The organism is Streptomyces sp. NPDC029139 (genome assembly GCF_055564335.1).
Window position 1 is genome coordinate 175,314 of record NZ_JBVHWN010000004.1, and the last position, 23,267, is coordinate 198,580.

The window sequence follows — 23,267 nt, forward strand, 5'->3', positions numbered from 1 at the left end:
CCGAAGACTCCGCTCCGCGCGATCTGCGCCGAACACCCTCGATGCTAGGCGCGGCACCGGGGCCCGCGGGGGCCTCGCAGCCCTTGCTGTCCCCTGATCCGACCCCTAGGGGAGCTCAGGACTCCGGCGGGGAGAAGACCACCATGACCCGGAGATCCTCGGTGATGTGGTGGAACTTGTGGGCCACCCCGGCCGGCACGTAGACCACGCTGCCGCGCGCGACCTGCGTCGTCTCCATCCCGACCGTGATCGCGGCCCGGCCGCTCACGACGAAGTACACCTCGTCCTGACCGTGCGGCTGCTGCGGGTCGAGGGAGCCCGCGTCGAGCGCGTACAGGCCCACCGACATGTTCCGCTCCCGCAGGAACTGGAGGTACGCGCCGTCGTTGGCGGCGCGCTCCGCCTCCAGCTCGTCCAGTCGGAATGCCTTCATCGTGCGTCCGCCCCTGCCCTTGGCCCGATCATGTCTGCCACGATCAGACACATGAAGAATTTTGTAGTCAAGACGCTCGCGAACGCGGGCGCTCTCGGAGTGGCCATCTGGCTGCTCCAGGACATCACCCTGACCGGTGACAGCACGGGCAAGAAGGCCTGGACACTCATCCTCGTCGCCCTGGTTTTCGGCGTGGTGAACTTCCTGGTGAAGCCGGTCGTCAAGCTGATCTCGCTTCCGCTGTTCATCCTCACCCTCGGCCTGATCACCTTGGTGATCAACGCCTTGATGCTGCTGCTCACCTCCTGGCTGGCCGACCAGCTCGACCTCAGCTTCCATGTCGAAGGCTTCTGGACCGCCGTGCTCGGCGGCCTGATCATCTCCGTGGTCTCCTGGGCGCTCAACATCGTTCTCCCCGACGGGGACTGAGTGCGGACGATGACATACCGCATCTGTTTCGTCTGCACCGGCAACATCTGCCGGTCGCCGATGGCCGAGTCCGTCTTCCGCGCCCGCGTGGAGGAGGCCGGCCTGGCGAGCGCGGTCGAGGTGGACAGCGCGGGCACCGGCGGCTGGCACGAGGGCGACGGTGCCGATCCGCGGACGGTCGCCGTCCTGGAGGACCACGGCTACGCCTCCGCGCACACGGCCCGCCGGTTCCGTGCCTCGTGGTTCCCGGCGCTCGATCTGGTGATCGCCCTCGACGAGGGGCATCTGCGGGAACTCCGGCGGCTCGCCCCGACCGTGGAAGACGCGGCGAAGATACGGCTGCTGCGCTCGTACGACCCGGTGGCCGACGATCCCGACGTCCCCGACCCGTACTACGGCGGGGCGGAAGGGTTCGAGGAGTGCCTGGAAATGGTGGAGGCCGCGAGCGAGGGACTGCTCGCCGCGGTGCGCGAGAGGGTGGAGGAACGAGCGGCATGAGCATGGACGCAGTGGGCGACGGTCTCGGCGAGGGCACGCGGGCGGTGCGCGCCGGGCTTCCCGAGCCGGTCAAGTACGAGCCCACCCTGCCGGGGCCGGTGTTCGCCGCCCACTTCCACCTGCCGGGTGATCCCTCCGGCCCCTACACGTACGGGCGGGACGAGAACCCCACCTGGTCCCATCTGGAACGCGCCATCGGGCAGCTGGAGGCGCCGGGGGAGCCGGGCGTCGAGACGCTCGTCTTCGCCTCGGGCATGGCCGCCATCTCCGCCGTCCTCTTCTCCCAGTTGAAGGCGGGCGACACGGTCGTCATGCCGGACGACGGCTATCAGGCGCTGCCGCTGCTCCACGAGCAGCTCAGGGCGTACGGCATCGAGGTCCGCACCGCGCCGACCGGCGGCGACGCCCAGCTGTCCGTGCTGGACGGCGCGCGGCTGCTGTGGATCGAGACGCCCTCCAACCCCGGGCTCGACGTCTGCGACATCCGTCGCCTGGTGCGCGCGGCGCACGAGGGCGGGGCGCTCGTCGCGGTCGACAACACCTTGGCCACGCCGCTCGGCCAGCGGCCGCTGGAGCTCGGCGCGGACTTCTCCGTCGCGAGCGACACGAAGGGGATGACCGGGCACGGCGACATCCTGCTCGGCCACGTCAGTTGCCGCGATCCGCGCCTGGCGGCGGAGGTACGGCGCTGGCGCAAGATCGTCGGCGCGATCCCCGGCCCGATGGAGGCGTGGCTCGCCCACCGCTCCCTCGCCACGCTCCACCTCCGCATCGACCGGCAGTGCGCCTCGGCCCTGGCCCTCGCCGAGGCCCTGGATGCGCGCGCCGAGGTGGCCGGACTGCGCTACCCGGGGCTGCCCGGCGATCCTTCGCACGCGGTGGCGTCACGGCAGATGCGGCGCTTCGGGCCCGTGGTGTCCTTCGTCCTTCCCGACCGGCCGTGGGCGGAGCGGTTCCTCGACGCCCTGCGCCTGGTGGACGACGCGACCAGCTTCGGCGGTGTGCGCTCCACCGCCGAGCGACGTGGGCGGTGGGGAGGCGATTCCGTCCCGGAGGGCTTCATCCGCTTCTCCGTCGGCGCGGAGGACCCGGAGGACCTGGTCGCGGACGTGCTGCGCGCCCTCGACGAGGCCGAGAAGGCCGCCTGCTGACGCACGGCCGCCGCAGCTCGGCACACGGAACGGGGCGCTCCGAGCCTCCCCCCTCATGGCTCGGAACGCCCCGGTTCCACGCGCGGAGAACCGCCTGACCCAGGCTAGTTGACTCTGCGTCAGTGTCCAATCACGGTAGCGACAGAGGCCTATCGACTTATTTATAGTTGGACGGTCCTGAGGCGCCGTCAGCCGGCCGCCTGAGTCGAACGGCCGCACGGCCGGGAGGGGGCGGACATGGATCTCGCCCTGCTGCGCACATTCGTCACGGTGCACCGGGCCGGCTCCTTCACCCGCGCCGCGGCGCTTCTCGGGCTGTCCCAGCCGGCGGTCACCAGCCAGATCCGCACCTTGGAACGACAGCTGGGCCGCCCGCTCTTCCTCCGACAGGCCCGTGGCGTCACCCCCACCACCATCGGCGACGAGTTGGCCCACCGCGCCGCCCCGCATCTGGACGCGCTCGTCGAGATCGCCGAGACCGGCCCGGGCGAGGAGAGCGGGATCCGTACGCTCCATCTCGCCGGGCCTCCCGAGTTCACCTCGTTACGGGCCCTGCCCGCCCTCACACCCCTCGTCTCCCAGGGACTGGCCGTACGGACCTCCTTCTCCGGGAACACCGAGGAGGTCCTCGAGGGCCTCGCCGCGGGCCATCACGATCTGGCCATCGCCACCGCCCGCCCGCGCGGCGGCCTGCTCACCTCGACCCCGCTCTGCGACGAGGAGCACGTGCTGGTCGCCGCCCCGCGCTGGGCCGCCCGGCTCGCACCGGAGGTGCTGCTCCGGAAAGGCGCCGTCGTCCTGGAGCAGCTGCCGGTGGTGGAGGTCCATGAGTCGCTGCCGTTCGTCTCCCGCTATTGGGCGGCCGTCTTCGAGACCAAGCCGGCCTCGGCCGCCACGGTCATAGCTCCCGATCTGCGGGCGGTCCTGGAATCGGCGGCCTCGGGAGCCGGTCTCGCCGTCCTTCCGCGCTATCTGTGCGAGGAGGCCCTGGAGCGGGGACGCCTCGTGGCGCTCCTCGATCCGCCGGTCCCGCCGCTGCGGACGTACTTCCTCGTCGTCCGCGCCGGCACCCTCGCGCTGCCGCACATCGCGCGGGCCCACGAGCGGCTCCTGGGCGCCTCTGGAGACTGGTGAGTTTCAGGACACCCGTGGCGGGCCATTTTCTTCCCATGACCGAACGCCCTGTGGTCAAGCGCACCGCACGCGCCATCCTGCTCGACGGAAACGACCTCATCCTCATCAAGCGCACCAAGCCGGGGATGGATCCCTACTGGGTGACACCCGGCGGCGGGGTCGAGGCATCGGACTCCACCGTCGTCCAGGCCCTCCACCGCGAGGTGCACGAGGAACTCGGCGCCAAGATCACCGATGTGGTCCCGTGCTTCGTCGACACCGTGGAGCACATCGTCGACGGCGGCGTCTCGGGGGTGAAGGTCCAGCACTTCTTCGTCTGCCGGCTCGAGTCGATGGACCCCTCGCTGCGCCACGGACCGGAGGTCGAGGAGCCGGTCGGCGAGTACGAGATCGTCCGGGTGCCGTTCACGCGGGTCGGTATCGCCGCGGTCCATCTCGTACCGCTGTCCCTGCGTCACTACCTGGACGGCAACATCGAGGGGGTCCGCGCCATGCACGCTCCCGACCTGGGCTGACTACCCGCCGCCCACCACCACCAGATCCTCCAGGGAATCGTGGCGTATCCGCTCGGCGGGGATCCCGATCCCGCGCAGGGTGTCGACCCCGCGACGGATCATGCCGGGCGGCCCCGACAGATACGCCTCGTACTCGTTCCACGGGCCGTGCTGGCGCACCTCGTCCAGCAGCCGCGCCCGGTCCTCGGTGACCGGCCGCACCGACAGCCAGGGGAAGGTCTGCTGGAGTCGCATCATCGTGTCGATGTCGTAGAGGTCATCGCCGCTGCGCGCCCCGTAGAACACCTCCACCCGGCGCCGGTCCCCGTGCTCGGCGACATCCTCGACCAGCGCCTTGATGGGGGCTATCCCGGTGCCACCCCCCAGGCAGAGCAGCCCGTTGTCGGTGGAGTGGTCGACCGTCATCGACCCGGCCGGTGGCCCGAGACGCAGGACGTCACCGGGGCGCGCATGGTGCACCAGGGCGTTGGAGACCCAGCCTGCCGGAACCGCCTTCACATGCAGAGAGAGCAGTCCGTCGGCGCGCGGCGCGGAGGCGAAGGAGTAGTGCCGCCATACCCGCGGCCACCACGGTGTCTCCAGCGTCGTGTACTGGCCGGCGAGAAAGGGGTAGTGCTGGTCGGGGCGGAGGGTGATCACCGCGATGTCCGGAGTCCGCAGATCGTGCGAGACGACCTCTGCCTGCCACCAGGCGGGCGCCTGCTGCTCGCTCTCAGCCGCCGCGTCGATCATGATCTGCGAGATCGTGGTGTACGTCCGGACCCAGGCGGCTTCGGCCTCCTCGTCCCACGTCACCGTGGCGTACCGGGTCAGCGCCCCGATCAGGGCCTCGCCGACGGCCGGGTAGTGAGCCGGCTGTGTGCCGTACTTGCGATGGCCCCGGCCCAGATTCCGCAGGTACGCGGTGAGCACCGGGGCGTTGTCCATGTGCTCGGCCGCCGTCAGCAGCGACGCGAGGAGCCGGTCCCGCTGGGTGTCCATGGCCGCGGGGAACATGGAACGCAGCTCGGGATGGCGGACGAAGAGCAAGGCGTAGAAGTACGAGGTGACCTTGTCGGCCACAGGGCCGATCTCCGCCAGCGTGCGGCGGATGCGAGCGGCATCGGGAGAGGGCTCCGAAGGTATTCGGGGTGGTGGTGCATCGCCCTCAGCGACCGACTGGGGGGTCGGAGCGTCCATCATCTGCCTCGCCTCGCGCAAGCGGCTCTTGTCGCGGCAGCGTGGCAGGTTCGGCCACCGGTTCGGACAGAAAGTGCAATTCTCGGGCATTAGCCCTTCGGGTACGGCTAGGCTGCGCCCTTTCGGACCAGCTCGTACGCCTCTCGCAGATCGTTTCCGACGTAGGCATGGCGGGAGAGCCCGGCCAGATGGCGGTCCGCGTTCACCGCCACTGCCAGGGGAACCGCGGCGAAGAGCTGCGCATCGGACATCGAGTCGCCGTAGGCGACGCAGTCCTCGAAGCCCAGCCCGTACTCCTCGCAGAGTCGCCGCGCGATGCTCACCTTCGCCGCGGCGTTGAGGATTCCCGGGCGGTGGATGGGCGCCGTGAAGGGAACCGCAGGCCATCGCGAACCGTGCGCCGCGTCCGCCCCCCAGTCGAGAAGGCGCTCGACGAAGAAGTCCGGCGAGAGCGAAATGACCGCACAGCGACCTCCCTGGGCCCGGATGTCCGCCCACACCTCGCGGATACCGGCCAGCCAGGGAGCCCCGTCGAAGGCGGCTGTGACCTGCTCGGGAGTCAGAGCGGACCAGAGTTCGCGTGCTTGAACGGCGAACTCGTCGGGAGTCAGCCCCGCCAGAAGAAATCCCCGTTCCAGGGCTGCGATCTCCTCAGTGACACCCAGCTGCCGAGAGATCTCCACAGCTGCGGCCGACCCCCGGATCAGGGTCCCGTCGAGATCGAAGAGGTGAAGTCTGCCTCGGCCCTGGAACGTCGTCATGTACGCCGAGGCTAGTACGCGCGGTTACTCCCGCGGTCGGACGCGGGAGGAGAACGCCGGGCGGCACGGTGTTTCACGTGAAACATCTCAAGCGACCCGCTCGGCGGGCCCTCCTCGTGACCCATTCGCTGTCTCCGCGGCGTGGCTCGGGCTCAAGGCGTTCACCGACTGGCTCCTGGCACCGGTCGCCGTGACCACCCTGGTGAGCGGCCTGGTGCTGTCCTTGGGGACTCTTCAGCCTCGTGGCGGCGCCGATGGTGTCGACGACGGCCTATCCCTTCATGACGGCAGTCTCGGTACTCAAGCCATGGGGGCTGACCCGAAGGGGCTGGCGCCTACGGGCGCAGGCCGGTTCCCGTAAAACGGTGGACGGACGATCAGTACGTCAGACAGCCTGAGTCCCATGCCGACCTCGCTCGCTCCGCTCGACCAGCTCCCCTTCAGACGTCTCACGGCGGACGACCTCATCGCCTGCGCCGATCTCTCCGAAGACCGGGGCTGGCCCCGCGAGGAGCACAAGTGGAGCCTGCTGCTCACTGCGGGGACCGGCTACGGCATCGACGATCCGGTCGGCAAGGGTCTCATCGCGGCCTGCGTAGTCACCTCGTACGGGGCGGGGCTGGCGGCGATCGGGATGGTGCTGGTCGCCGAGAGGTACGCCCGCCGGGGCGTCGGGCGCCGCCTGATGCTCCATGTGCTGGACGAGGCTGGCGACACCCCGCTCACGCTCCATGCGACCCCGAACGGCCAGCCGCTCTACGAGCAGCTCGGCTTCGTCCGGACGGGCCGCGCGGAGATGGTGAAAGGCTGCTTCACCGCGAAGGAGCCGGCTCCCGACGTCCCCACCCGCCCCGCCACCGCGGAGGACCTCCAGGCGATCCTGCGCCTGGACACGGAGATCTTCGGCCTGGACCGGACGCATATGATCACCCGCCTGCCCGCCTTTGCGGACCAGCTCCGCGTCACCGAGGTGGACGGCGAGATCACCGGCTTCGCGGCGGCCTGGCCCAACATGGACACCCATGTCATCGGCCCCCTGATCGCCCGGGACACGGCGACGGCGCAGGCCCTCGTCGCCTCCCTGGCCGCGGCCACGGACCGCCCCCTGCGCACGGACATCGATGTACGCCACGAGTCGCTGCTGCGCTGGCTCAAGACGAACGGTCTCGCCCCTGTCGCGTTCAACACGGTCATGGTGCGCTCACTGACCACCCTCCCTGGCGACTGGAGCCGGAGGTTCGCGCCCCTCACGGTCGCGGCAGGATGAAAGTCTCAATAGTTGCAGACGCGGACTATTGCAGTCATCGTCTACTCTGGGAGAAGCCGCTCCGGACCGAGGAGACACCATGACCGCGACCGACCCCGCCCTCACCGCCCTCTCCCAGGGCTGGTGCGCTCTCTCGCTGCTGCACGGCAGGATCGAGTCCCACATCGAGCGCGCGCTGGAGGCCAAGCACGGCCTGAGCATGCGCGAGTACTCGCTGCTCGATGTCCTCAGCCGCCAGCACAGCGGTCCCGGTGGGCATCTCCAGATGAAGCAGGTCGCGGACGCCGTCGTGCTCAGCCAGAGCGCCACCACTCGCCTGGTGACCCGCCTGGAGGACCGCGGCCTACTCACGCGCTACCTCTGCGCCACCGACCGGCGCGGCATCTACACCGACGTCACCGAAGCCGGCATGAAGCTCCTCGACGAGGCACGGCCCACCAATGACGGGGCGCTGCGCGAAGCGCTCGACGAGGCGGCGAAGAACCCCGAGCTGGCTCCCCTGGTCCGCGTCGTCGAGGGACTGCGCGTCCCGGCCTAGCCCGCACAGCCCCGGGCGTAGTCTGCGGCCCATGAGCGATCTTCACATACGGCCCGCCACCGCCGAGGACCTTCCGGACATCGTCGCGATGCTCGCCGACGACCCCCTGGGGGCACAGCGCGAGTCCCCGGACGACCTCACGCCGTACACCACGGCCCTCGAACGACTGGCACAGGACCCGAACCAGCATCTCGTCGTCGCTGTGCGCGAGGGCAAGGTCGTCGGCACCCTGCAGCTCACGGTCATCCCCGGTCTCTCCCGGCGCGGGTCCACCCGGTCGATCATCGAAGGCGTCCGCATCCACGCGGAGGAGCGGGGCAGCGGCCTCGGCACCCAGCTCATCGAGTGGGCCGTGGAGGAGTCCCGACGGCAGGACTGCCAGTTGGTGCAGCTGACCTCCGACGCCAGCCGTACGGACGCCCACCGCTTCTACGAGCGGCTGGGGTTCGAGGCCTCCCACCTCGGCTTCAAAATGGCGCTCTGAGGCCCAGGGCCGCTACAGCCACCGAAGGACCGCAGGACGCCGAGGCGCGTGGCCCTCGACGTCCTGTTTCACGTGAAACACGTGCTCAGAGGCCGCGCCAGCCCGCCTCGTCGACTCCGCCGGGGATTGCATCGCCCCGCTCGTACGGTTCTCGGGTGAAGACGAAGGAAGCGAGATCCAGATGGCTCACCGAGCCGTCCGGCCGCCGCACCGCGCGCAGGGTCTCCCCCGCGTAATAACCGTTCAGACCGATCCACCCGCCGTCGGGCAGCGCCCGGAAGGTCGCCCGCCGTCCGGCACCCCGCAAGGGCTCGAGGACGACGCTCCGGTCGGGTCCCAGACGCAGCCCGAACGCGTACGTCCCCCAGTACCAGGGCCCGGTCAGCTCCAGCAGTTCCTGATCGACCTCGGCCTCCGGCAACGGCCGCCACGGCTCCGGGAACCTGGGCTCGGCATCCGCCACGATCCGTACGAGATCCGCGGCCACCACCGACGTCAGCGGCCCCGAGGTCGCGTTGGCGAGCGCCACCGCCGCCACCCCGTCCTCCACACTCACCCAGAGGCACGCGACGAAGCCCGGCAGCGAGCCGGTGTGGCCGATCAGCGTCCGGCCGTCCCTGCGCAGCAGTTGCACACCGAGGCCGTAGCCACCCTCCCAGTCACCCGCTCCCGGCGGCGCCGCCGGCGTCCGCATCTCCTCCACGGAAGCCGCACTCAATACACGGTCGTCACCCCGCGCGAGGAAACCGGCGAAGCGACAGAGATTCTCAGCCGTCGACCAGAGCTGTCCGGCCGGCGCCATCACCCCCAGGTGCTCGGTCGGTTCGGGCATCATCACATCGGCCCATGGGTGCACGGCCCAGCCACCGGCCTGGGGCGCCACCGGCTGCACGGTCGTACGCGTCAGCCCCAGGGGCTCCAGGACCTCGCGGCGCAGCGCCTCCTCCCAGGACACTCCGCGGACCTCCTCGACCAGCGAACCGAGCAGGGTGTAGCCGGGGTTGGAGTAGTGATGCCGGCGCCCCACGGGGTGGAGGAGGGGGTCCTCGCCCAGGACGTCGGCGAGCTCAGGGCGCGTGGTCCCAGGAGTCCGTTCCCACCACGGCCCCGGCGTCTCGGCCGCGAGACCGGCGGTGTGTCCGAGGAGTTGCGCGATGGTCACCTCGCCGACGCCCGTCCCTGGAAGGTGCTTCGCCAAGGGGTCGTTCAGGTCCAGGAGCCCCTCGTCCCGGAGCCGCATCACCAGAACGGCGGTGAACACCTTGGTGAGAGAACCGATCCGGTACTGCGTGTCCGCGTCCGGGGCATGGCCGTCGACGCAACTGCGCGATCCGCTCCACACCATCGCCCCGTCGCGGGCCACCGCACCGACGAAGGAGGGCGCCCTCCCCTCGGACTGGGCGACGGCTACACGGTGCGACAGAGCGCGTTCGGTGCTGGGAAGCAGAACATCGAAGGGTGGCGTCATGCATTGATCCAACGCCCAACCCCCGCCGGAGTCGACCATATTTCGCCCGCGGCGGACTCTCCAGGGCGGCGGCGGACTCTCCGGGGCATCGGCGGGACCGTGGCGTTCTGCCGACAGTGAAGACCGGCCCGACCGGGCCCGACCGTCACTACGGTCCCGTCCCATGACGACAGTCACCACGCGTACGGTCACCTACCCCGCCGACGGCCTCACCATGATCGGGCACCTCGCGCTCCCCGCCGGTACCGGCCGCCGGCCCGCGGTCCTGCTCGGCCCCGAGGGGCCGGGCCTGAACGACGTCATGCGCGACCGGGCCGACGCCCTCGCCGAACTGGGGTACGTGGCACTGGCCTTCGACCTCCACGGCGGGCGCTGGTTCACCGATCCCCAGGAGATGCTGGCGCGCGCGATGCCGCTGCTCGCCGACCCGGAGCGGATGCGGGACATCGGCCACGCGGCACTCGATGTGCTGCGCGCCGAACCACGGACCGATTTCGAACGGATCGCCGCCATCGGCTACGGCACCGGGGGCGCGATCGCGCTGGAACTCGGGCGGGACGGCGTCGACCTGCGGGCGATCGCCACGGTCAACGGCCTCATCACGGGCCGTCCGGGCGAGGCGGCGCGCATCCGCTGCCCTGTGTGGGCCGGGGTCGGATCGGAGGACCCGATCATGCCCGCTGAGCAACGGGACGCCTTCGCCGCCGAGATGCAGGCCGCGGGCGTCGACTGGCGCCTCGTGGTCTACGGCGGAGCCCTCCACGCCTTCCACCACCCGCCGGTCGACCAAACCGTGCTCCCCGGCATCGGCCACCACCCGCTGCACGCGCAGCGGGCGTGGCGCGACATCGTCGGCCTGCTCGCCGAATGCGTGCCCGTAACGGACGTCGACACCCGGCTCAGCCCCTATGGCGAGGCCGGATCAGCTCCCGCGTGAGGGCGTGGCGATCAGGTCTGCGCCATGTCCACGAAGCGTGAGTAGTGACCCTGGAAGGCCACGGTGATCGTCGCCGTCGGACCGTTTCGGTGCTTGCCCACGATGATGTCCGCCTCGCCCGCGCGCGGTGACTCCTTCTCGTAGGCGTCCTCGCGGTGCAGCAGGATCACCATGTCCGCGTCCTGCTCGATCGAGCCGGATTCACGCAGGTCGGAGACCATCGGCTTCTTGTCGGTGCGCTGTTCGGGACCACGGTTCAGCTGAGAGAGCGCGATCACCGGCAGCTCCAGCTCCTTGGCCAGGAGCTTCAGGTTTCGCGACATGTCGGAGACCTCCTGCTGTCGGCTCTCGGCCCGCTTGGAGCCGCCCGACTGCATCAGCTGGAGGTAGTCGATCACCACGAGCTTGAGGCCGGCCCGCTGCTTGAGCCGACGGCACTTGGCGCGGATCTCCATCATCGAGAGGTTCGGGGAGTCGTCGATGTAGAGCGGGGCCTGCGAGACGTCGGGCATCCGGCGGGCCAGCCGGGTCCAGTCCTCGTCCGTCATGGTTCCGGAGCGCATGTGGTGCAGCGCGACCCGGGCCTCCGCCGAGAGAAGGCGCATCGCGATCTCGTTGCGGCCCATTTCGAGGGAGAAGATGACGCTCGGCAGATTGTGCTTGATGGAGCAGGCCCGGGCGAAGTCCAGCGCGAGGGTCGACTTACCCATGGCGGGACGGGCGGCGATGATGATCATCTGACCTGGGTGGAGCCCGTTGGTGAGCTGGTCGAGGTCGGTGAAACCGGTCGGCACGCCCGTCATCTCGCCGCTGCGCGAGCCGATCGCCTCGATCTCGTCGAGGGCGCCCTCCATGATGTCGCCGAGCGGCAGATAGTCCTCGGTGGTGCGCTGCTCGGTGACCGCGTAGATCTCGGCCTGGGCCGAGTTCACGATCTCGTCGACGTCTCCGTCGGCCGCGTATCCCATCTGCGTGATCTTGGTGCCGGCCTCCACGAGGCGGCGGAGCACAGCGCGCTCGTGGACGATCTCCGCGTAGTACGCGGCGTTGGCCGCCGTCGGCACCGACTGGACGAGCGTGTGAAGGTAGGAGGCACCGCCGACGCGGGTGATCTCGCCGCGCTTGGTGAGCTCGGCGCCGACCGTGATCGGGTCGGCCGGCTCGCCCTTGGCGTACAGATCGAGGATCGCGGCGTAGACCGTCTCGTGGGCGGGCTTGTAGAAGTCATGGCCCTTGATGATCTCCACGACGTCCGCGATGGCGTCCTTGGAGAGCAGCATGCCGCCGAGGACGGACTGCTCGGCGTCGAGGTCCTGCGGGGGCACCCGCTCGAAGCCGGAGAGACCGCTGTCCCACGGGCCGCTGTCGCTGCCGCGGTCATGCTGGTCCTCACGCCCCCGGCCGCGCCCACGGCTCTCCCCGCGGGGTCGTGCGACAGGCAGCCGGTCACTCGGTCCGCTGTCTGCCCAGGGGTCGTCCAACGGCTCGGGAATGCTCATCAAGCCACCTCCTCCCGTCCGCTCCGCGGACCTAGCCGTGCCACTCTTTCTTACGCCACGGCTCGGACAAACAAGAGGCTTTGACTCCGCTTCTGGCTCGTGGGGCGCCGGACCACGGTAGGCCCGCGGGCACCTTCAGCCAATCTGGTTATCCACAGGGCCTGTGGGTGAACGACCAGATGCTGTGGAGAACTCTCCAGAACCTGTGCACGGACCAGGGGACAGCCATGTGGACAAACTCATACCCCACCCTCGCACGCGCCTCTGACCTGCTCTTTTTCCATCCACGGCCTGTGGGGGAGAAAAACTTTTCACTCCGGATCAAGATCAGAACAAACGGCCCACACCCGAAGCTCCACGCTGGAGAAATGTAAGGAGCCATACTCCATTGCATCTCTTACCTGTGGAAGATTAGATTGGCCTCCATGACCGAGGCTCCCCCGACCCCCAAGGCCGCCCGTCGGCAGCACGACCGAGAGATCATCTCGCTCGCCCTCCCCGCCTTCGGCGCACTCGTCGCCGAGCCACTCTTCCTCATGGTCGACAGCGCCATCGTCGGCCACCTCGGCACCCCTCAGCTCGCCGGTCTGGCCATCGCGGCGGCCCTGCTCGCCACCGCCGTCAGCGTCTTCGTCTTCCTCGCCTACGCCACCACGGCCGCCGTCGCGCGCCGCGTCGGAGCCGGAGACCTTCAGGCCGCCATCCGCCAGGGCATGGACGGCATCTGGCTCGCGCTGTTTCTGGGGGGAGCCGTCGTCGCCCTGACGCTGCCCGCCGCACCCTGGCTGGTCGACGTGTTCGGCGCCTCCGACACCGCTGCCCCTTTCGCCATCACCTACCTCCGCATCTCCAGCCTCGGCATCCCCGCCATGCTCGTCGTTCTCGCATCCACCGGTGTCCTGCGCGGCCTGCAGGACACCCGTACGCCGCTGTACGTGGCCATCGGCGGCTTCGCGGCCAACGCGATCCTCAATGTCGGCTTGGTGTACGGCGCCGACATGGGCATCGCTGGCTCCGCCTGGGGCACCGTGATCACCCAGTACGGCATGGCCGCCGCATATCTCGTCGTGGTCGTCCGAGGTGCCAGGCGCCACGGTGCCTCTCTGCGTCCGGACGTGGCCGGCATACGCGCCAGCGCCCAGGCCGGTGCCCCGCTCCTCGTCCGTACGCTCTCCCTGCGAGCGGTTCTGATGATCGCCACGGCCGTAGCGGCCCGGCTGGGCGACGCCGAGGTCGCCGCCCACCAGATCATCCTCTCCCTGTGGACCCTCATGGCCTTCGCCCTGGACGCGATCGCCATCGCGGGTCAGGCCATCATCGGCCGCTACCTCGGCGCCGACGACGCCGAAGGGGCACGACAGGTCTGCCGACGGATGGTCCAGTGGGGGGTGGTCTCGGGCATCGTGCTAGGCGCGCTGATCGTCCTCGCCCGCCCGCTGTTCATCCCCCTGTTCACGAGCGACACGACGGTCCAGGACACCTTGCTCCCGGCCCTGCTGGTCGTCGCGGTGTCCCAGCCGATCTCCGGCGTGGTCTTCGTCCTCGACGGCGTCCTCATGGGCGCGGGCGACGGCCCCTACCTGGCCTGGGCGATGCTGCTCACGCTGGCCGTCTTCGCTCCCGTCGCCCTGCTGATCCCCGCTCTCGGCGGTGGGCTGACGGCCCTGTGGTGGGCGATGACGCTCATGATGACCGTACGGATGCTGACGCTCTGGCTGCGTTCGCGCTCCGGTCGGTGGATCGTCACAGGAGCCACGCGCTGACGTGTTTCACGTGAAACGGCGGAAGGGCGAACGGCGGAAGGGCCGCACCCCGAGGGGTGCGGCCCTTCCGTACTGCTGAGAGCAGCGTTACGCGGCGACAACCTCGACACCGAGCTTCGCGGCAACCTCGGGGTGCAGACGCACGGACACCTGGTGCGAGCCCAGGGTCTTGATCGGCGAACCGAGCTCGACGCGACGCTTGTCGACGTCGGGGCCACCCGCGGACTTGATCGCCGTGGCGATGTCGGCCGGGGTCACGGAGCCGAAGAGGCGGCCGGCGTCGCCGGAGCGAACGGCCAGACGCACCTTCACGCCCTCGAGCTGGGCCTTGATCTCGTTGGCCTGCTCGATGGTCGCGATCTCGTGGATCTTGCGGGCGCGGCGGATCTGCGCCACGTCCTTCTCGCCACCCTTGGTCCAGCGGATCGCGAAACCACGCGGGACCAGGTAGTTGCGAGCGTAACCGTCCTTGACGTCGACGACATCGCCGGCGGCACCGAGGCCAGAGACCTCGTGGGTCAGGATGATCTTCATTTTTCGGTCACCCTTCCCTTATCGCGCGGTGGACGTGTAGGGCAGCAGCGCCATCTCACGGCTGTTCTTGACGGCCGTGGCGACGTCACGCTGGTGCTGCGTGCAGTTGCCGGTCACGCGGCGGGCACGGATCTTGCCGCGGTCGGAAATGAACTTCCGCAGCATGTTCGTGTCCTTGTAGTCCACGTACGCGGTCTTGTCCTTGCAGAACGCGCAGACCTTCTTCTTAGGCTTGCGCACAGGCGGCTTCGCCATGGTGTTTCTCCTGTGTGATCAAGAAGTGGGGGTACGAGCCCTCTTCGAGGGGAGCGCCCTAGAAGGGGGGCTCGTCCGAGTAGCCGCCGCCGCTGGAGTTTCCACCCCAGCCGCCTCCGCCGCCCTGCGGCTGGCTGCCGCCGGCCGGCGCGCTGGTCGCCCACGGGTCGTCGGCGGGAGCACCGCCGCCACCCTGCTGAGCGCCACCGGAGCTTCCGCCCCAGTTGCCGCCGCCCTGCTGGCCGCCACCGCCGCCGAAGCCACCCTGGCCACCGCGGCCGGTGGTCTTGGTGACCTTGGCCGTGGCGTTCTTGAGGCTGGGGCCGACTTCGTCGACGTCCAGCTCGTAGACCGTGCGCTTGACGCCCTCGCGGTCCTCGTAGGACCGCTGCTTCAGCCGGCCCTGCACGACGACGCGCATGCCTCGCTGAAGCGACTCGGCGACGTTCTCCGCCGCCTGACGCCAGACCGAGCAGGTCAGGAACAGGCTCTCGCCGTCCTTCCACTCATTGGTCTGACGGTCGAAGGTGCGGGGGGTGGACGCGATACGGAACTTCGCGACCGCCGCACCGGACGGGGTGAAGCGCAGCTCGGGGTCGTCGACAAGATTGCCGACGACCGTGATGACGGTCTCGCCTGCCATTGGGTGAACCTCTCGGCGGGATTGCTTCTGGCTGCTTGCTGCTACTCGAACCCGATGACCTCTGAGCTAGGTGCTCAGTGGGTCTCGGGACGGAGGACCTTGGTCCGGAGGACCGACTCGTTCAGGTTCATCTGGCGGTCGAGCTCCTTGACGACCGCAGGCTCGGCCTGCAGGTCGATGACCGAGTAGATGCCCTCGGGCTTCTTCTTGATCTCGTAGGCGAGACGACGACGGCCCCAGGTGTCGACCTTCTCGACCTTTCCGTTGCCCTCACGGACAACAGAAAGGAAGTTCTCGATCAGCGGGGAGACAGCGCGCTCCTCGAGATCGGGGTCGAGGATGACCATCACCTCGTAGTGACGCATGTGGAACCCACCTCCTTTGGACTCAGCGGCCACGGTCGTTCCGTGGCAGGAGGGTCGTGATGCGTGAGCAACGGTATCGGCCACCACTGACAATCCCCCTCGGCGAGCGAGGGGGGCGTCGAGATCCTGGACGGACCTGGGCAGACACCGGTGCAGACCGTACAGACTACCCGCACACCGGCTTCCGGTTGAAATCCGGTGGTGGGGGGACGCAATCTGTACACAACGGAAGTGGGCGGCGCTAAGATGCGCCGCCTTCCGGCAGGCACGCCAGGAGGTGCCCCATGGCACAGGCAATGCGACCCGACCCCGGACATTCCCTTCTCGCCACCGACGGCAAGCCCCACCCGCTCCAGGACACCCTGGTCGGGCTGACGCTCGTCCTGGGCGTCCTCGCCTTCGTCACCGCGATGTTCCACAACCTGCACCTGCTCAGCTCCTGGGCGGGTCTGATCGGGATCATCACGGGCGCCTACGGACAGTTCATCTCCGTCACCACCAGGGAACGCTTCGCACTGATCGTCGGTCTCGGCGCCGCGGCGGTGGGCTTCTTCCTCGGCATGGCCCACGGCGGTCTCTTCGGAGGCGTGATCGGCTAGCCACACGCCAAGGTCCACATGCCAATCGGGGCGCTCCCCGGTCGCAGTAGGCTTCGGCGCGAGAGCCGGAGCCCCTGTACCGATGGGGACACACCTGCCGAGGAGCGCCCCGCATGAGCCTGACCCTGAGGACCATCAGCCGTGAGCAGCATCTGGCATTCATCCAGAGTCAGCCCGCGGCGAGCCACTGCCAGGTCCCGGCATGGGCTGATGTGAAGACCGAGTGGCGCTCGGAGAACCTGGGTTGGTTCGACAAGTCCGGTGAACTCGTCGGCGCGGGCCTCGTGCTCTACCGCCAGCTGCCGAAGATCAAGCGGTACCTCGCCTATCTGCCCGAGGGCCCGGTCATCAACTGGTACGCCCCCAACCTGGACGACTGGCTGCAGCCGATGCTCGCGCATCTCAAGCAGCAGGGTGCCTTCTCCGTGAAGATGGGCCCGCCCGTCGTCATCCGGCGCTGGGACTCGGCCGCCATCAAGGCCGGCATCCAGGACCCGGACGTCAAGCGCCTGAAGGACGTCGAGGCCACGCACATCGAGCCGCGTGCCTTCGAAGTGGCCGACCGGCTGCGGAAGATGGGCTGGCAGCAGGGCGAGGACGGCGGCGCCGGCTTCGGTGACGTCCAGCCCCGCTACGTCTTCCAGGTCCCGCTCGCGAACCGCTCCCTCGACGACGTCCTCAAGGGCTTCAACCAGCTCTGGCGCCGCAACATCAAGAAGGCCGAGAAGGCCGGCGTCGAGGTCGTCCAGGGCGGCTACGAGGACCTCGCCGAGTGGCAGCGGCTGTACGAGATCACGGCCGTCCGCGACCACTTCCGCCCCCGCCCGCTCTCCTACTTCCAGCGCATGTGGACCGTCCTCAACACCGAGGACCCCAACCGCATGCGGCTGTACTTCGCGCGCCACAACGGGGTGAACCTGTCCGCGGCCACCATGCTCGTCGTCGGCGGGCACGTCTGGTACTCGTACGGAGCATCGGACAACATCGGCCGTGAGGTCCGGCCCTCGAACGCGATGCAGTGGCGGATGCTGCGCGACGCCTACGCGATGGGCGCGACCGTCTACGACCTGCGCGGCATCTCCGACTCGCTCGACGAGACCGACCACCTCTTCGGACTGATCCAGTTCAAGGTGGGCACGGGCGGCGAGGCCGTGGAGTACGTCGGCGAGTGGGACTTCCCGCTCAACAAGCTCCTGCACAAGGCTCTCGACATCTACATGTCGCGCCGCTGACGGTTGCGTAGTCTCGCCCGTAATCTCGTACGTAATCTCGTAGGTCTCGTACACACCCTTGATTCACCGCAGCCATCAGAAAGGTTCCGGGCCGGCCATGGCGCTCTCCCTCTATGTCGACACCGCTCGCTGGCGGGCGCACCAGAAGACCGTGATCGACCAGTTCCCCGGACTGATCCCGGTCTGCAAGGGGAACGGCTACGGGTTCGGCCATGAGCGGCTCGCCGACGAGGCGGCCCGCTTCGGCTCGGACATGCTCGCCGTCGGCACCACGTACGAGGCCGCGAAGATCAAGGACTGGTTCGGCGGCGACCTGCTCGTCCTGACCCCCTTCCGGCGGGGCGAGGAGCCGGTGCCGCTGCCGGACCGGGTGGTGCGCTCCGTGTCGTCCGTGGACGGCGTGCACGCCCTGGTGGGCGCTCGCGTCGTCATCGAGTGCATGAGCTCGATGAAGCGCCATGGCATCCTCGAGGAGGACCTCGGCCGGCTGCACGCCGCCATCGAGGACGTACGGCTGGAGGGCTTCGCCCTCCACCTGCCCCTGGACCGCACGGACGGCACCGACGCGGTCGAGGAGGTCATCGCCTGGATGGACCGCCTGCGGGCCGCCCGGCTGCCGCTGCACACCATGTTCGTGAGCCATCTGCGGGCCGAGGAGCAGGCCAGGCTCCAGCAGCAGTTCCCGCAGACCCGGTTCCGCGCCCGGATCGGCACCCGGCTCTGGCTGGGTGACCACGAGGCCACCGAGTACCGGGGCGCCGTCCTGGACGTCACTCGTGTCTCCAAGGGCGACCGCTTCGGTTACCGCCAGCAGAAGGCCGCCTCCGACGGCTGGCTGGTGGTCGTCGCGGGCGGAACGTCGCACGGAGTGGGCCTGGAGGCTCCCAAGGCGATGCACGGGGTGATGCCCCGCGCGAAGGGCGTGGCCCGGGCGGGCCTGGCGACCGTCAACCGGAACCTCTCGCCCTTCGTGTGGGCCGGCAAGCAGCGCTGGTTCGCCGAGCCGCCGCACATGCAGGTGTCGATCCTGTTCGTCCCCGCCGACGCCCAGGAGCCGAAGGTCGGCGACGAACTGGTGGCCCACCTGCGCCACACGACCACGCAGTTCGACCGCCTCGTCGAGCGCTGAGCCGCCGGGGGTCCCGCACTACTCGCGCGGGACTCCCCACTCCACCCGTGGCCCGTCCAGGGCCATCGCCGCGTGCCTGACCGGGTGCGCGGCCCTGCCCCGTACGAAGACGTCCTCCGCGCCGTCCAGGACGCCTCCCGAGGGGTCGTCCGAGCCGTCCTGCCGCACCACGTCCCGCTCGGGCGCGAGGATGTCCCGCACGATGACCGCGCACAGGTAAAGCGTGCCGGCCAGGTGCAGGACGACGGCGAAGTGGTAGCCGTCCGTCGGAAGCCCCTGCTTGTTGCCGCTCATCGTGAAGGCCAGGTACATCCAGATGCCCAGGAAGTACGCGACCTCGCAGGCCTGCCAGATCAGGAAGTCGCGCCACTTCGGCCGGGCCAGCGCGGCGAGGGGGATGAGCCAGAGGACGTACTGCGGCGAGTACACCTTGTTGGTCAGCACGAACGCGGCCACGACCAGGAACGCGAGCTGGACGAAACGGGGCCGGCGGGGTGCCGTGAGCGTCAGGACCGCGAGGCCCCCGCAGGCGAGCAGCATGAGCAGGATCGCGAAGACGTTCGCCATGCTCGGCGGGATCGGCTCTCCGCTGCGCTGGCTGATCAGCAGCCAGAACGAACCGAAGTCGATGTTCCGCTCGGTGCTGAAGGTGTAGAACTGCTTCCATCCCTCGGGCGCCAGCAGCATGATCGGCAGGTTCACCGCGAGCCAGGCGCCCGCGGCGCCGAGCAGGGCCGCCCCGTAGTCGCGCCACCGCCAGGCACGCCAGCACAGCAGCAGCAGCGGGCCGAGGAGCAGTACCGGGTAGAACTTGGCAGCGGTCGCCAGGCCGATCAGGAGGCCGAACGCGAGAGGCCGGCCGCGCGACCACATGAACACGGCGGCGGACGTCAGGGCGACGGCCAGCAGGTCCCAGTTGACGGTCGCGGTGAGCGCGAACGCGGGCGCCAGGGCGACGAGCAGTCCGTCCCAGGGGCGGCGGCGGTGGGTGCGCGCCACGCACACGGCCATGACGACGGCGCAGACCATCAGCAGGGCGGCGTTCGCCATCCAGTACATCTGCTCGCGGTGCATCAGGTCGCCGCCACCGGGCGTGAGCCAGGCCGTGACCTGCATGAACAGCCCGGTCAGGACCGGGTACTCCAGGAACTCTATGTCGCCGCCCAGGCGGTCGAAGTACGGCACCATGCCGTCGGCGAAGCCGCGTCCGGCGAAGAGGTGCGGGATGTCGGAGTAGCAGGCGTGGGTGTACTGGGACGTGGTGCCCCGGAACCATGCCCAGTCGTAACAGGGGATCTTCTGCACCATTCCGAGGGCAAACATCCCGATGGCCACCAAGGCGACCACCCGCACGGGGGTCAGGGGGCTCGTGCCGAGCAGCGCCCGGCGGCCGACCGGCCCACCGATCAGTTCGCTGCCGGCCGCCGCGACCTCGTCGCGGTGGGTGGGGCAGACCACCGGCGGGTCCTGCGGCCGGTCCGGAGGCGGACTCGTCTTGTGGAGGCTCGGCATGGGGGACATCCTGCCGTACGGCCCCGGGAAACGGTGAGGGCCGCCGTACCCGGCGACGCACCTGGGGTACGTGTCGGGTACGGCGGCCCTCGGGGCCGTTCCGGGCGGGGCCCGGTGGGCGGGTCAGCCGCCGCTCAGCCAGCCTGTCCCACCGTTGGGTCTGCCCCCACCGTCGTCCGTGTTCGTCGGTGTGGGTGACGTCGGCGTCGGTGTCGAACCGCCTTCGGTGGTCCCACCGCTGTCGTTGCCCGTGGTGGCGCCACCGTCCTGGCCTCCGTCGGTGGTGCAGTCCCAGTCCCACACGCCACAGCTCTTGTCCGGCTTGCCCGGCGTCCTGCTGGGCGTCGTCGAAGGCGTCTGCGACGACGGGGTGCTGGAGGGCGTCTGGGACGGCGTCTCCGTCGGAGTCGGGGTCGGGCTGGGGGCGCCGCCGCCGAAGACGGGCTCGGCGTCCTCGAGCTTCTCGGGCTCCGGGAAGGGGATGACCTTGGCGCCGTCGAGCGCGTCGGTCATGTAGTCGTTCCAGATCTGGGACGGGAACGACGAACCGTGGATCTTCGGCTGAGCGCCGGTGCCGAACATCGACTCGAACTTGCGCTTGGTGTTCTTGGCGTTGTCGTCGAAGCGGTACATGTCGATCGCGGTCGACAGCTGGGGGGTGTATCCCACGAACCACGCGGAGTTGTTGCCGTCGGTCGTACCCGTCTTGCCGGCTACCTCGCGGCCGTCGATGGCGGCCTTCCGGCCGGTGCCCTTCGGGTGCTCGACCACGTCACGAAGGACGTCGGTGACGTTGCTGGCGACGGCCGTGGAGAAGGCCCGCTTGGGGGCGGCCTTGTGCGTGTAGATCTCCTCGCCCTTCTCCTCCACCTTTGTGACGGAGTATGGGTCGTTGCGCTCACCGTTGTTGGCGAAGGTCGCGTAGGAGCCGGCCATGCGGATCGCGCTCGGGTCGGAGATACCGAGGGAGAACGACGGCACGTTCGACTGCACGAGCGAGCTGTTCAGCAGGCCCGCGTCCACGGCAGCCTGCCGGACCTTGTTGATACCGACGTCCATGCCGAGCTGCACGTACGGGGAGTTGGCCGACCTGACCATCGCGTAGCGCAGGCTGATGGGGCCGTAGTCGGCGTCGTCGTCATTGACCTGCAGCCACTCCTCGCCCTTCTCGTTGCGCCAGATCGAGCCGTCGTAGTTCTTGATCTTCAGCTTGTTCTTGCCGTTGTACCGGCTCTTGTCCGGGTCGACGATCCTGCGGATGGAGGCATCTCTGGGATCTTGCACGCCGTCCCGCATGGCCGCGGCCAGCACGAACGGCTTGAAGGTCGATCCCACCTGCGCACCGGTCTGGTCCGCGTTGTTGGTGAAGTGCTTGGTGGCGTCCGTACCACCGTAGATGGCGACGATCGCCCCGGTCCTCGGGTCCACCGAAGCGCCACCGAACTGGACGTGAGTGTCCTCCTTCGGGCGCTTCTTCGGGTCGATGTGCTCCTTGTAGATCTTCTGGACGGACTTCTCGAGGGCGTTGACCTTCTTCTTGTCGAAGGTCGTGTAGATCTCGAAACCGCCGCGGGCGAGATCCTCCGCGTCGTAGCCCTTGTCGTTGTTGTTGATGAAGTACGCCTTGGCGAGGCTCACCAGATAGCCGGTCTGCCCGGACAACGCCGCATTCTTCTTGGGCGGATCCGGCATCGGGAAGTCCTTGAACGTCGCCCGCTCGGCCGCGTCGAGATGCTTCTGCTCGACCATCGCGTCAAGGATCGCGTTCCACCGGATCGTGGCCCGCCTGGTGTTATCTGCCGCGGTCGCCTTCGAATCGATCTCGGGGGAACCCGCGGGGTCGTAGTAGGTCGCACCCTTGAGGAGCGAGGCGAGGAAAGCGCACTCGCTGGCGTTGAGCTCGCCCGCGTCCTTGCCGTAGTACGTACGAGCGGCGGCCTGGATGCCGTAGGCGCCACGCCCGTAGTACGCGGTGTTCAGGTAGCCCGCCATGATGTCGGGCTTGTCCAGCTGGGCGCCGACCTTTATGGAGATGAAGAGCTCCTTCACCTTCCGGCTCAGCGTCTGCGACTGGTCGGCGAGGATGTTGTTCTTCACGTACTGCTGGGTGATGGTCGAGCCGCCCTGGGTGTCCTCACCCTTGGCCATGTTCCACACGGCCCGCCCGATACCCATCGGGTCGATGCCGGAGTCATCCCAGAAGGTCTTGTTCTCGGCAGAAATCACCGCGTTCTGCATGTCCTTCGGGATCTGCTCGAACTTGATGATCTGGCGGTTGACCTCACCACCGGTCGCGGCCATCTGCGTCCCGTCGGCCCAGTAGTAGACGTTGTTCTGCGCCTTGGCGGCCTCGTCCTCCTTGGGAATCGTCACCTGGGAGTACGCGATCGTCGCCGCGCCCATCAGGCTGCCCATGAACGCCAGGAAGAGGCCGGTGACGAGCTTCCACGAGGGCACCCAGCGGCGCCAGCCGTACTTGCCGTACCGCGGGTAGTCGATCAGCCTCTTCTTGCCCGGGGGCATGCCGCCACCGCGGCCACGGCCCGGACCTCCCTGGCCCCCGCTTCCGCCGCCACGACGGCCGCCGCCGTGACCGCCGGCGCCGCCGCCTCCGTCAGGGGCACGCCGACGGCCGCCGCCGCGCTGTGCCGCGCGGCGGGCCTCGGCCCGGCCTCCGTAAGGTCGCTCCTCTTCGTACCCGGACGAAGGGGATCCCGTACCGACATCCCGCGCCTGGGCCGACCTGCGGCCCATGGGCTGCTGGGCAGCGCGTCGGGCCGCCGCGCGGCCGCCACTGGGCGGCTGCGACTGCGGCATTTTGCGACGGTGCTCGCTCATCGAACGACTACTCCTCGGGCAGGCGCGTACGCCTGGAAGCGGCAGTTGAGTTCCGGTCCCCCCGAAATACGGACGGCTGAGCCTTGTCGAAGACCCCTCCGTAC

General features: G+C 69.1%; 24 protein-coding genes and 1 pseudogene. 14 read left to right on the forward strand and 11 right to left on the reverse strand.

The window, feature by feature from the left end; translation table 11 throughout:
- Window positions 1-115: 115 nt before the first annotated feature.
- The gene (locus tag ACZ4VW_RS11825; RefSeq protein ID WP_355110745.1) at window positions 116-433 is read right to left on the reverse strand and encodes a cupin domain-containing protein; all 318 of its coding nucleotides are present in this window, start codon (window positions 431-433) and stop codon (window positions 116-118) included.
- 51 nt (window positions 434-484) lie between these two features.
- Here ACZ4VW_RS11825 and ACZ4VW_RS11830 point away from each other — a divergent pair, with 51 nt between their 5' ends.
- From ACZ4VW_RS11830 to ACZ4VW_RS11850, 5 genes are all read left to right on the forward strand, one after another.
- Window positions 485-862 (forward strand): phage holin family protein, encoded by a 378-nt coding sequence (locus tag ACZ4VW_RS11830; protein ID WP_467961095.1) that lies wholly within the window; start codon window positions 485-487, stop codon window positions 860-862.
- Window positions 863-871: 9 nt separating this feature from the next.
- Window positions 872-1,360 (forward strand): low molecular weight protein-tyrosine-phosphatase, encoded by a 489-nt coding sequence (locus tag ACZ4VW_RS11835; RefSeq protein ID WP_467961866.1) that lies wholly within the window; start codon window positions 872-874, stop codon window positions 1,358-1,360.
- Window positions 1,357-2,511 carry a cystathionine gamma-lyase gene (locus tag ACZ4VW_RS11840; RefSeq protein ID WP_467961096.1) on the forward strand — a complete coding sequence of 385 codons (1,155 nt, stop codon included), beginning with the start codon at window positions 1,357-1,359 and terminating at the stop codon, window positions 2,509-2,511. The genes ACZ4VW_RS11835 and ACZ4VW_RS11840 overlap by 4 nt, the downstream gene beginning before the upstream one ends.
- A gap of 237 nt (window positions 2,512-2,748) precedes the next feature.
- On the forward strand, window positions 2,749-3,645 hold the full coding sequence (locus tag ACZ4VW_RS11845; RefSeq protein WP_467961098.1) for a LysR family transcriptional regulator: 897 nt from the start codon (window positions 2,749-2,751) through the stop codon (window positions 3,643-3,645).
- Between the two features lie 35 nt (window positions 3,646-3,680).
- Entirely contained in the window at window positions 3,681-4,160 is a 480-nt protein-coding gene (locus ACZ4VW_RS11850; protein ID WP_467961100.1) for an NUDIX domain-containing protein, read from the forward strand.
- Here ACZ4VW_RS11850 and ACZ4VW_RS11855 read toward each other — a convergent pair whose 3' ends face one another.
- Both ACZ4VW_RS11855 and ACZ4VW_RS11860 read right to left on the reverse strand, forming a co-directional pair.
- Window positions 4,161-5,342, reverse strand: coding sequence for a globin domain-containing protein (locus ACZ4VW_RS11855; RefSeq protein WP_467961102.1), 1,182 nt, complete (start codon window positions 5,340-5,342; stop codon window positions 4,161-4,163). It abuts the gene before it with no gap.
- 104 nt (window positions 5,343-5,446) lie between these two features.
- Entirely contained in the window at window positions 5,447-6,100 is a 654-nt protein-coding gene (locus ACZ4VW_RS11860; RefSeq protein ID WP_467961104.1) for an HAD family hydrolase, read from the reverse strand.
- Window positions 6,101-6,177: 77 nt separating this feature from the next.
- Here ACZ4VW_RS11860 and ACZ4VW_RS11865 point away from each other — a divergent pair.
- The 4 genes and pseudogenes from ACZ4VW_RS11865 to ACZ4VW_RS11880 all read left to right on the forward strand — a co-directional run bounded on the left by ACZ4VW_RS11865 (window position 6,178) and on the right by ACZ4VW_RS11880 (window position 8,389).
- Window positions 6,178-6,498: pseudogene (locus ACZ4VW_RS11865) on the forward strand (hypothetical protein).
- Between the two features lie 5 nt (window positions 6,499-6,503).
- A complete protein-coding gene (locus ACZ4VW_RS11870) occupies window positions 6,504-7,367 on the forward strand; it encodes a GNAT family N-acetyltransferase (RefSeq protein WP_467961106.1) in 864 nt (287 codons plus the stop codon).
- 79 nt (window positions 7,368-7,446) lie between these two features.
- Window positions 7,447-7,905, forward strand: a complete 459-nt coding sequence (locus ACZ4VW_RS11875) for a MarR family winged helix-turn-helix transcriptional regulator (RefSeq protein ID WP_467961108.1) — start codon at window positions 7,447-7,449, stop codon at window positions 7,903-7,905.
- 31 nt (window positions 7,906-7,936) lie between these two features.
- A complete protein-coding gene (locus tag ACZ4VW_RS11880) occupies window positions 7,937-8,389 on the forward strand; it encodes a GNAT family N-acetyltransferase (RefSeq protein WP_467961110.1) in 453 nt (150 codons plus the stop codon).
- An 85-nt stretch (window positions 8,390-8,474) separates the two neighbouring features.
- Here the strand turns inward: ACZ4VW_RS11880 and ACZ4VW_RS11885 are convergent, their stop codons facing one another.
- Window positions 8,475-9,857, reverse strand: a complete 1,383-nt coding sequence (locus ACZ4VW_RS11885) for a serine hydrolase domain-containing protein (protein ID WP_467961112.1) — start codon at window positions 9,855-9,857, stop codon at window positions 8,475-8,477.
- A gap of 163 nt (window positions 9,858-10,020) precedes the next feature.
- Between ACZ4VW_RS11885 and ACZ4VW_RS11890 the strand changes: the two genes are divergently transcribed.
- Window positions 10,021-10,794, forward strand: coding sequence for a dienelactone hydrolase family protein (locus ACZ4VW_RS11890; protein ID WP_467961114.1), 774 nt, complete (start codon window positions 10,021-10,023; stop codon window positions 10,792-10,794).
- Between the two features lie 11 nt (window positions 10,795-10,805).
- Here the strand turns inward: ACZ4VW_RS11890 and dnaB are convergent, their stop codons facing one another.
- On the reverse strand, window positions 10,806-12,293 hold the full coding sequence (gene dnaB / locus ACZ4VW_RS11895) for a replicative DNA helicase (RefSeq protein WP_467961116.1): 1,488 nt from the start codon (window positions 12,291-12,293) through the stop codon (window positions 10,806-10,808).
- Window positions 12,294-12,718: 425 nt separating this feature from the next.
- Here dnaB and ACZ4VW_RS11900 point away from each other — a divergent pair, with 425 nt between their 5' ends.
- Window positions 12,719-14,056 carry an MATE family efflux transporter gene (locus ACZ4VW_RS11900; RefSeq protein WP_467961118.1) on the forward strand — a complete coding sequence of 446 codons (1,338 nt, stop codon included), beginning with the start codon at window positions 12,719-12,721 and terminating at the stop codon, window positions 14,054-14,056.
- Window positions 14,057-14,143: 87 nt separating this feature from the next.
- On the opposite strand, the gene rplI is transcribed toward ACZ4VW_RS11900, so the two are convergent.
- The 4 genes from rplI to rpsF form a co-directional block, all read right to left on the reverse strand.
- On the reverse strand, window positions 14,144-14,590 hold the full coding sequence (gene rplI / locus ACZ4VW_RS11905; protein WP_315894947.1) for a 50S ribosomal protein L9: 447 nt from the start codon (window positions 14,588-14,590) through the stop codon (window positions 14,144-14,146).
- Between the two features lie 18 nt (window positions 14,591-14,608).
- Window positions 14,609-14,845, reverse strand: coding sequence for a 30S ribosomal protein S18 (rpsR, locus tag ACZ4VW_RS11910; RefSeq protein ID WP_005315025.1), 237 nt, complete (start codon window positions 14,843-14,845; stop codon window positions 14,609-14,611).
- A 58-nt stretch (window positions 14,846-14,903) separates the two neighbouring features.
- Complete coding sequence (locus ACZ4VW_RS11915; protein WP_467961120.1) at window positions 14,904-15,488, reverse strand: single-stranded DNA-binding protein; 585 nt, start codon at window positions 15,486-15,488, stop codon at window positions 14,904-14,906.
- A gap of 74 nt (window positions 15,489-15,562) precedes the next feature.
- Window positions 15,563-15,853, reverse strand: a complete 291-nt coding sequence (gene rpsF, locus ACZ4VW_RS11920) for a 30S ribosomal protein S6 (RefSeq protein WP_004950685.1) — start codon at window positions 15,851-15,853, stop codon at window positions 15,563-15,565.
- Between the two features lie 284 nt (window positions 15,854-16,137).
- Between rpsF and ACZ4VW_RS11925 the strand changes: the two genes are divergently transcribed.
- The 3 genes from ACZ4VW_RS11925 (at window position 16,138) to ACZ4VW_RS11935 (ending at window position 18,813) form a co-directional block, all read left to right on the forward strand.
- Window positions 16,138-16,452, forward strand: coding sequence for a hypothetical protein (locus tag ACZ4VW_RS11925; protein ID WP_467961122.1), 315 nt, complete (start codon window positions 16,138-16,140; stop codon window positions 16,450-16,452).
- Window positions 16,453-16,565: 113 nt separating this feature from the next.
- Window positions 16,566-17,684 (forward strand): lipid II:glycine glycyltransferase FemX, encoded by a 1,119-nt coding sequence (locus tag ACZ4VW_RS11930; protein WP_467961124.1) that lies wholly within the window; start codon window positions 16,566-16,568, stop codon window positions 17,682-17,684.
- 97 nt (window positions 17,685-17,781) lie between these two features.
- Window positions 17,782-18,813, forward strand: coding sequence for an alanine racemase (locus tag ACZ4VW_RS11935; protein ID WP_467961126.1), 1,032 nt, complete (start codon window positions 17,782-17,784; stop codon window positions 18,811-18,813).
- An 18-nt stretch (window positions 18,814-18,831) separates the two neighbouring features.
- Here the strand turns inward: ACZ4VW_RS11935 and ACZ4VW_RS11940 are convergent, their stop codons facing one another.
- Window positions 18,832-20,325: a glycosyltransferase family 87 protein gene (locus tag ACZ4VW_RS11940; RefSeq protein ID WP_467961128.1), complete on the reverse strand. Its 1,494-nt coding sequence runs from the start codon at window positions 20,323-20,325 to the stop codon at window positions 18,832-18,834.
- Between the two features lie 123 nt (window positions 20,326-20,448).
- Window positions 20,449-23,163 (reverse strand): transglycosylase domain-containing protein, encoded by a 2,715-nt coding sequence (locus tag ACZ4VW_RS11945; protein WP_467961130.1) that lies wholly within the window; start codon window positions 23,161-23,163, stop codon window positions 20,449-20,451.
- Between the last annotated feature and the right edge of the window lie 104 nt (window positions 23,164-23,267).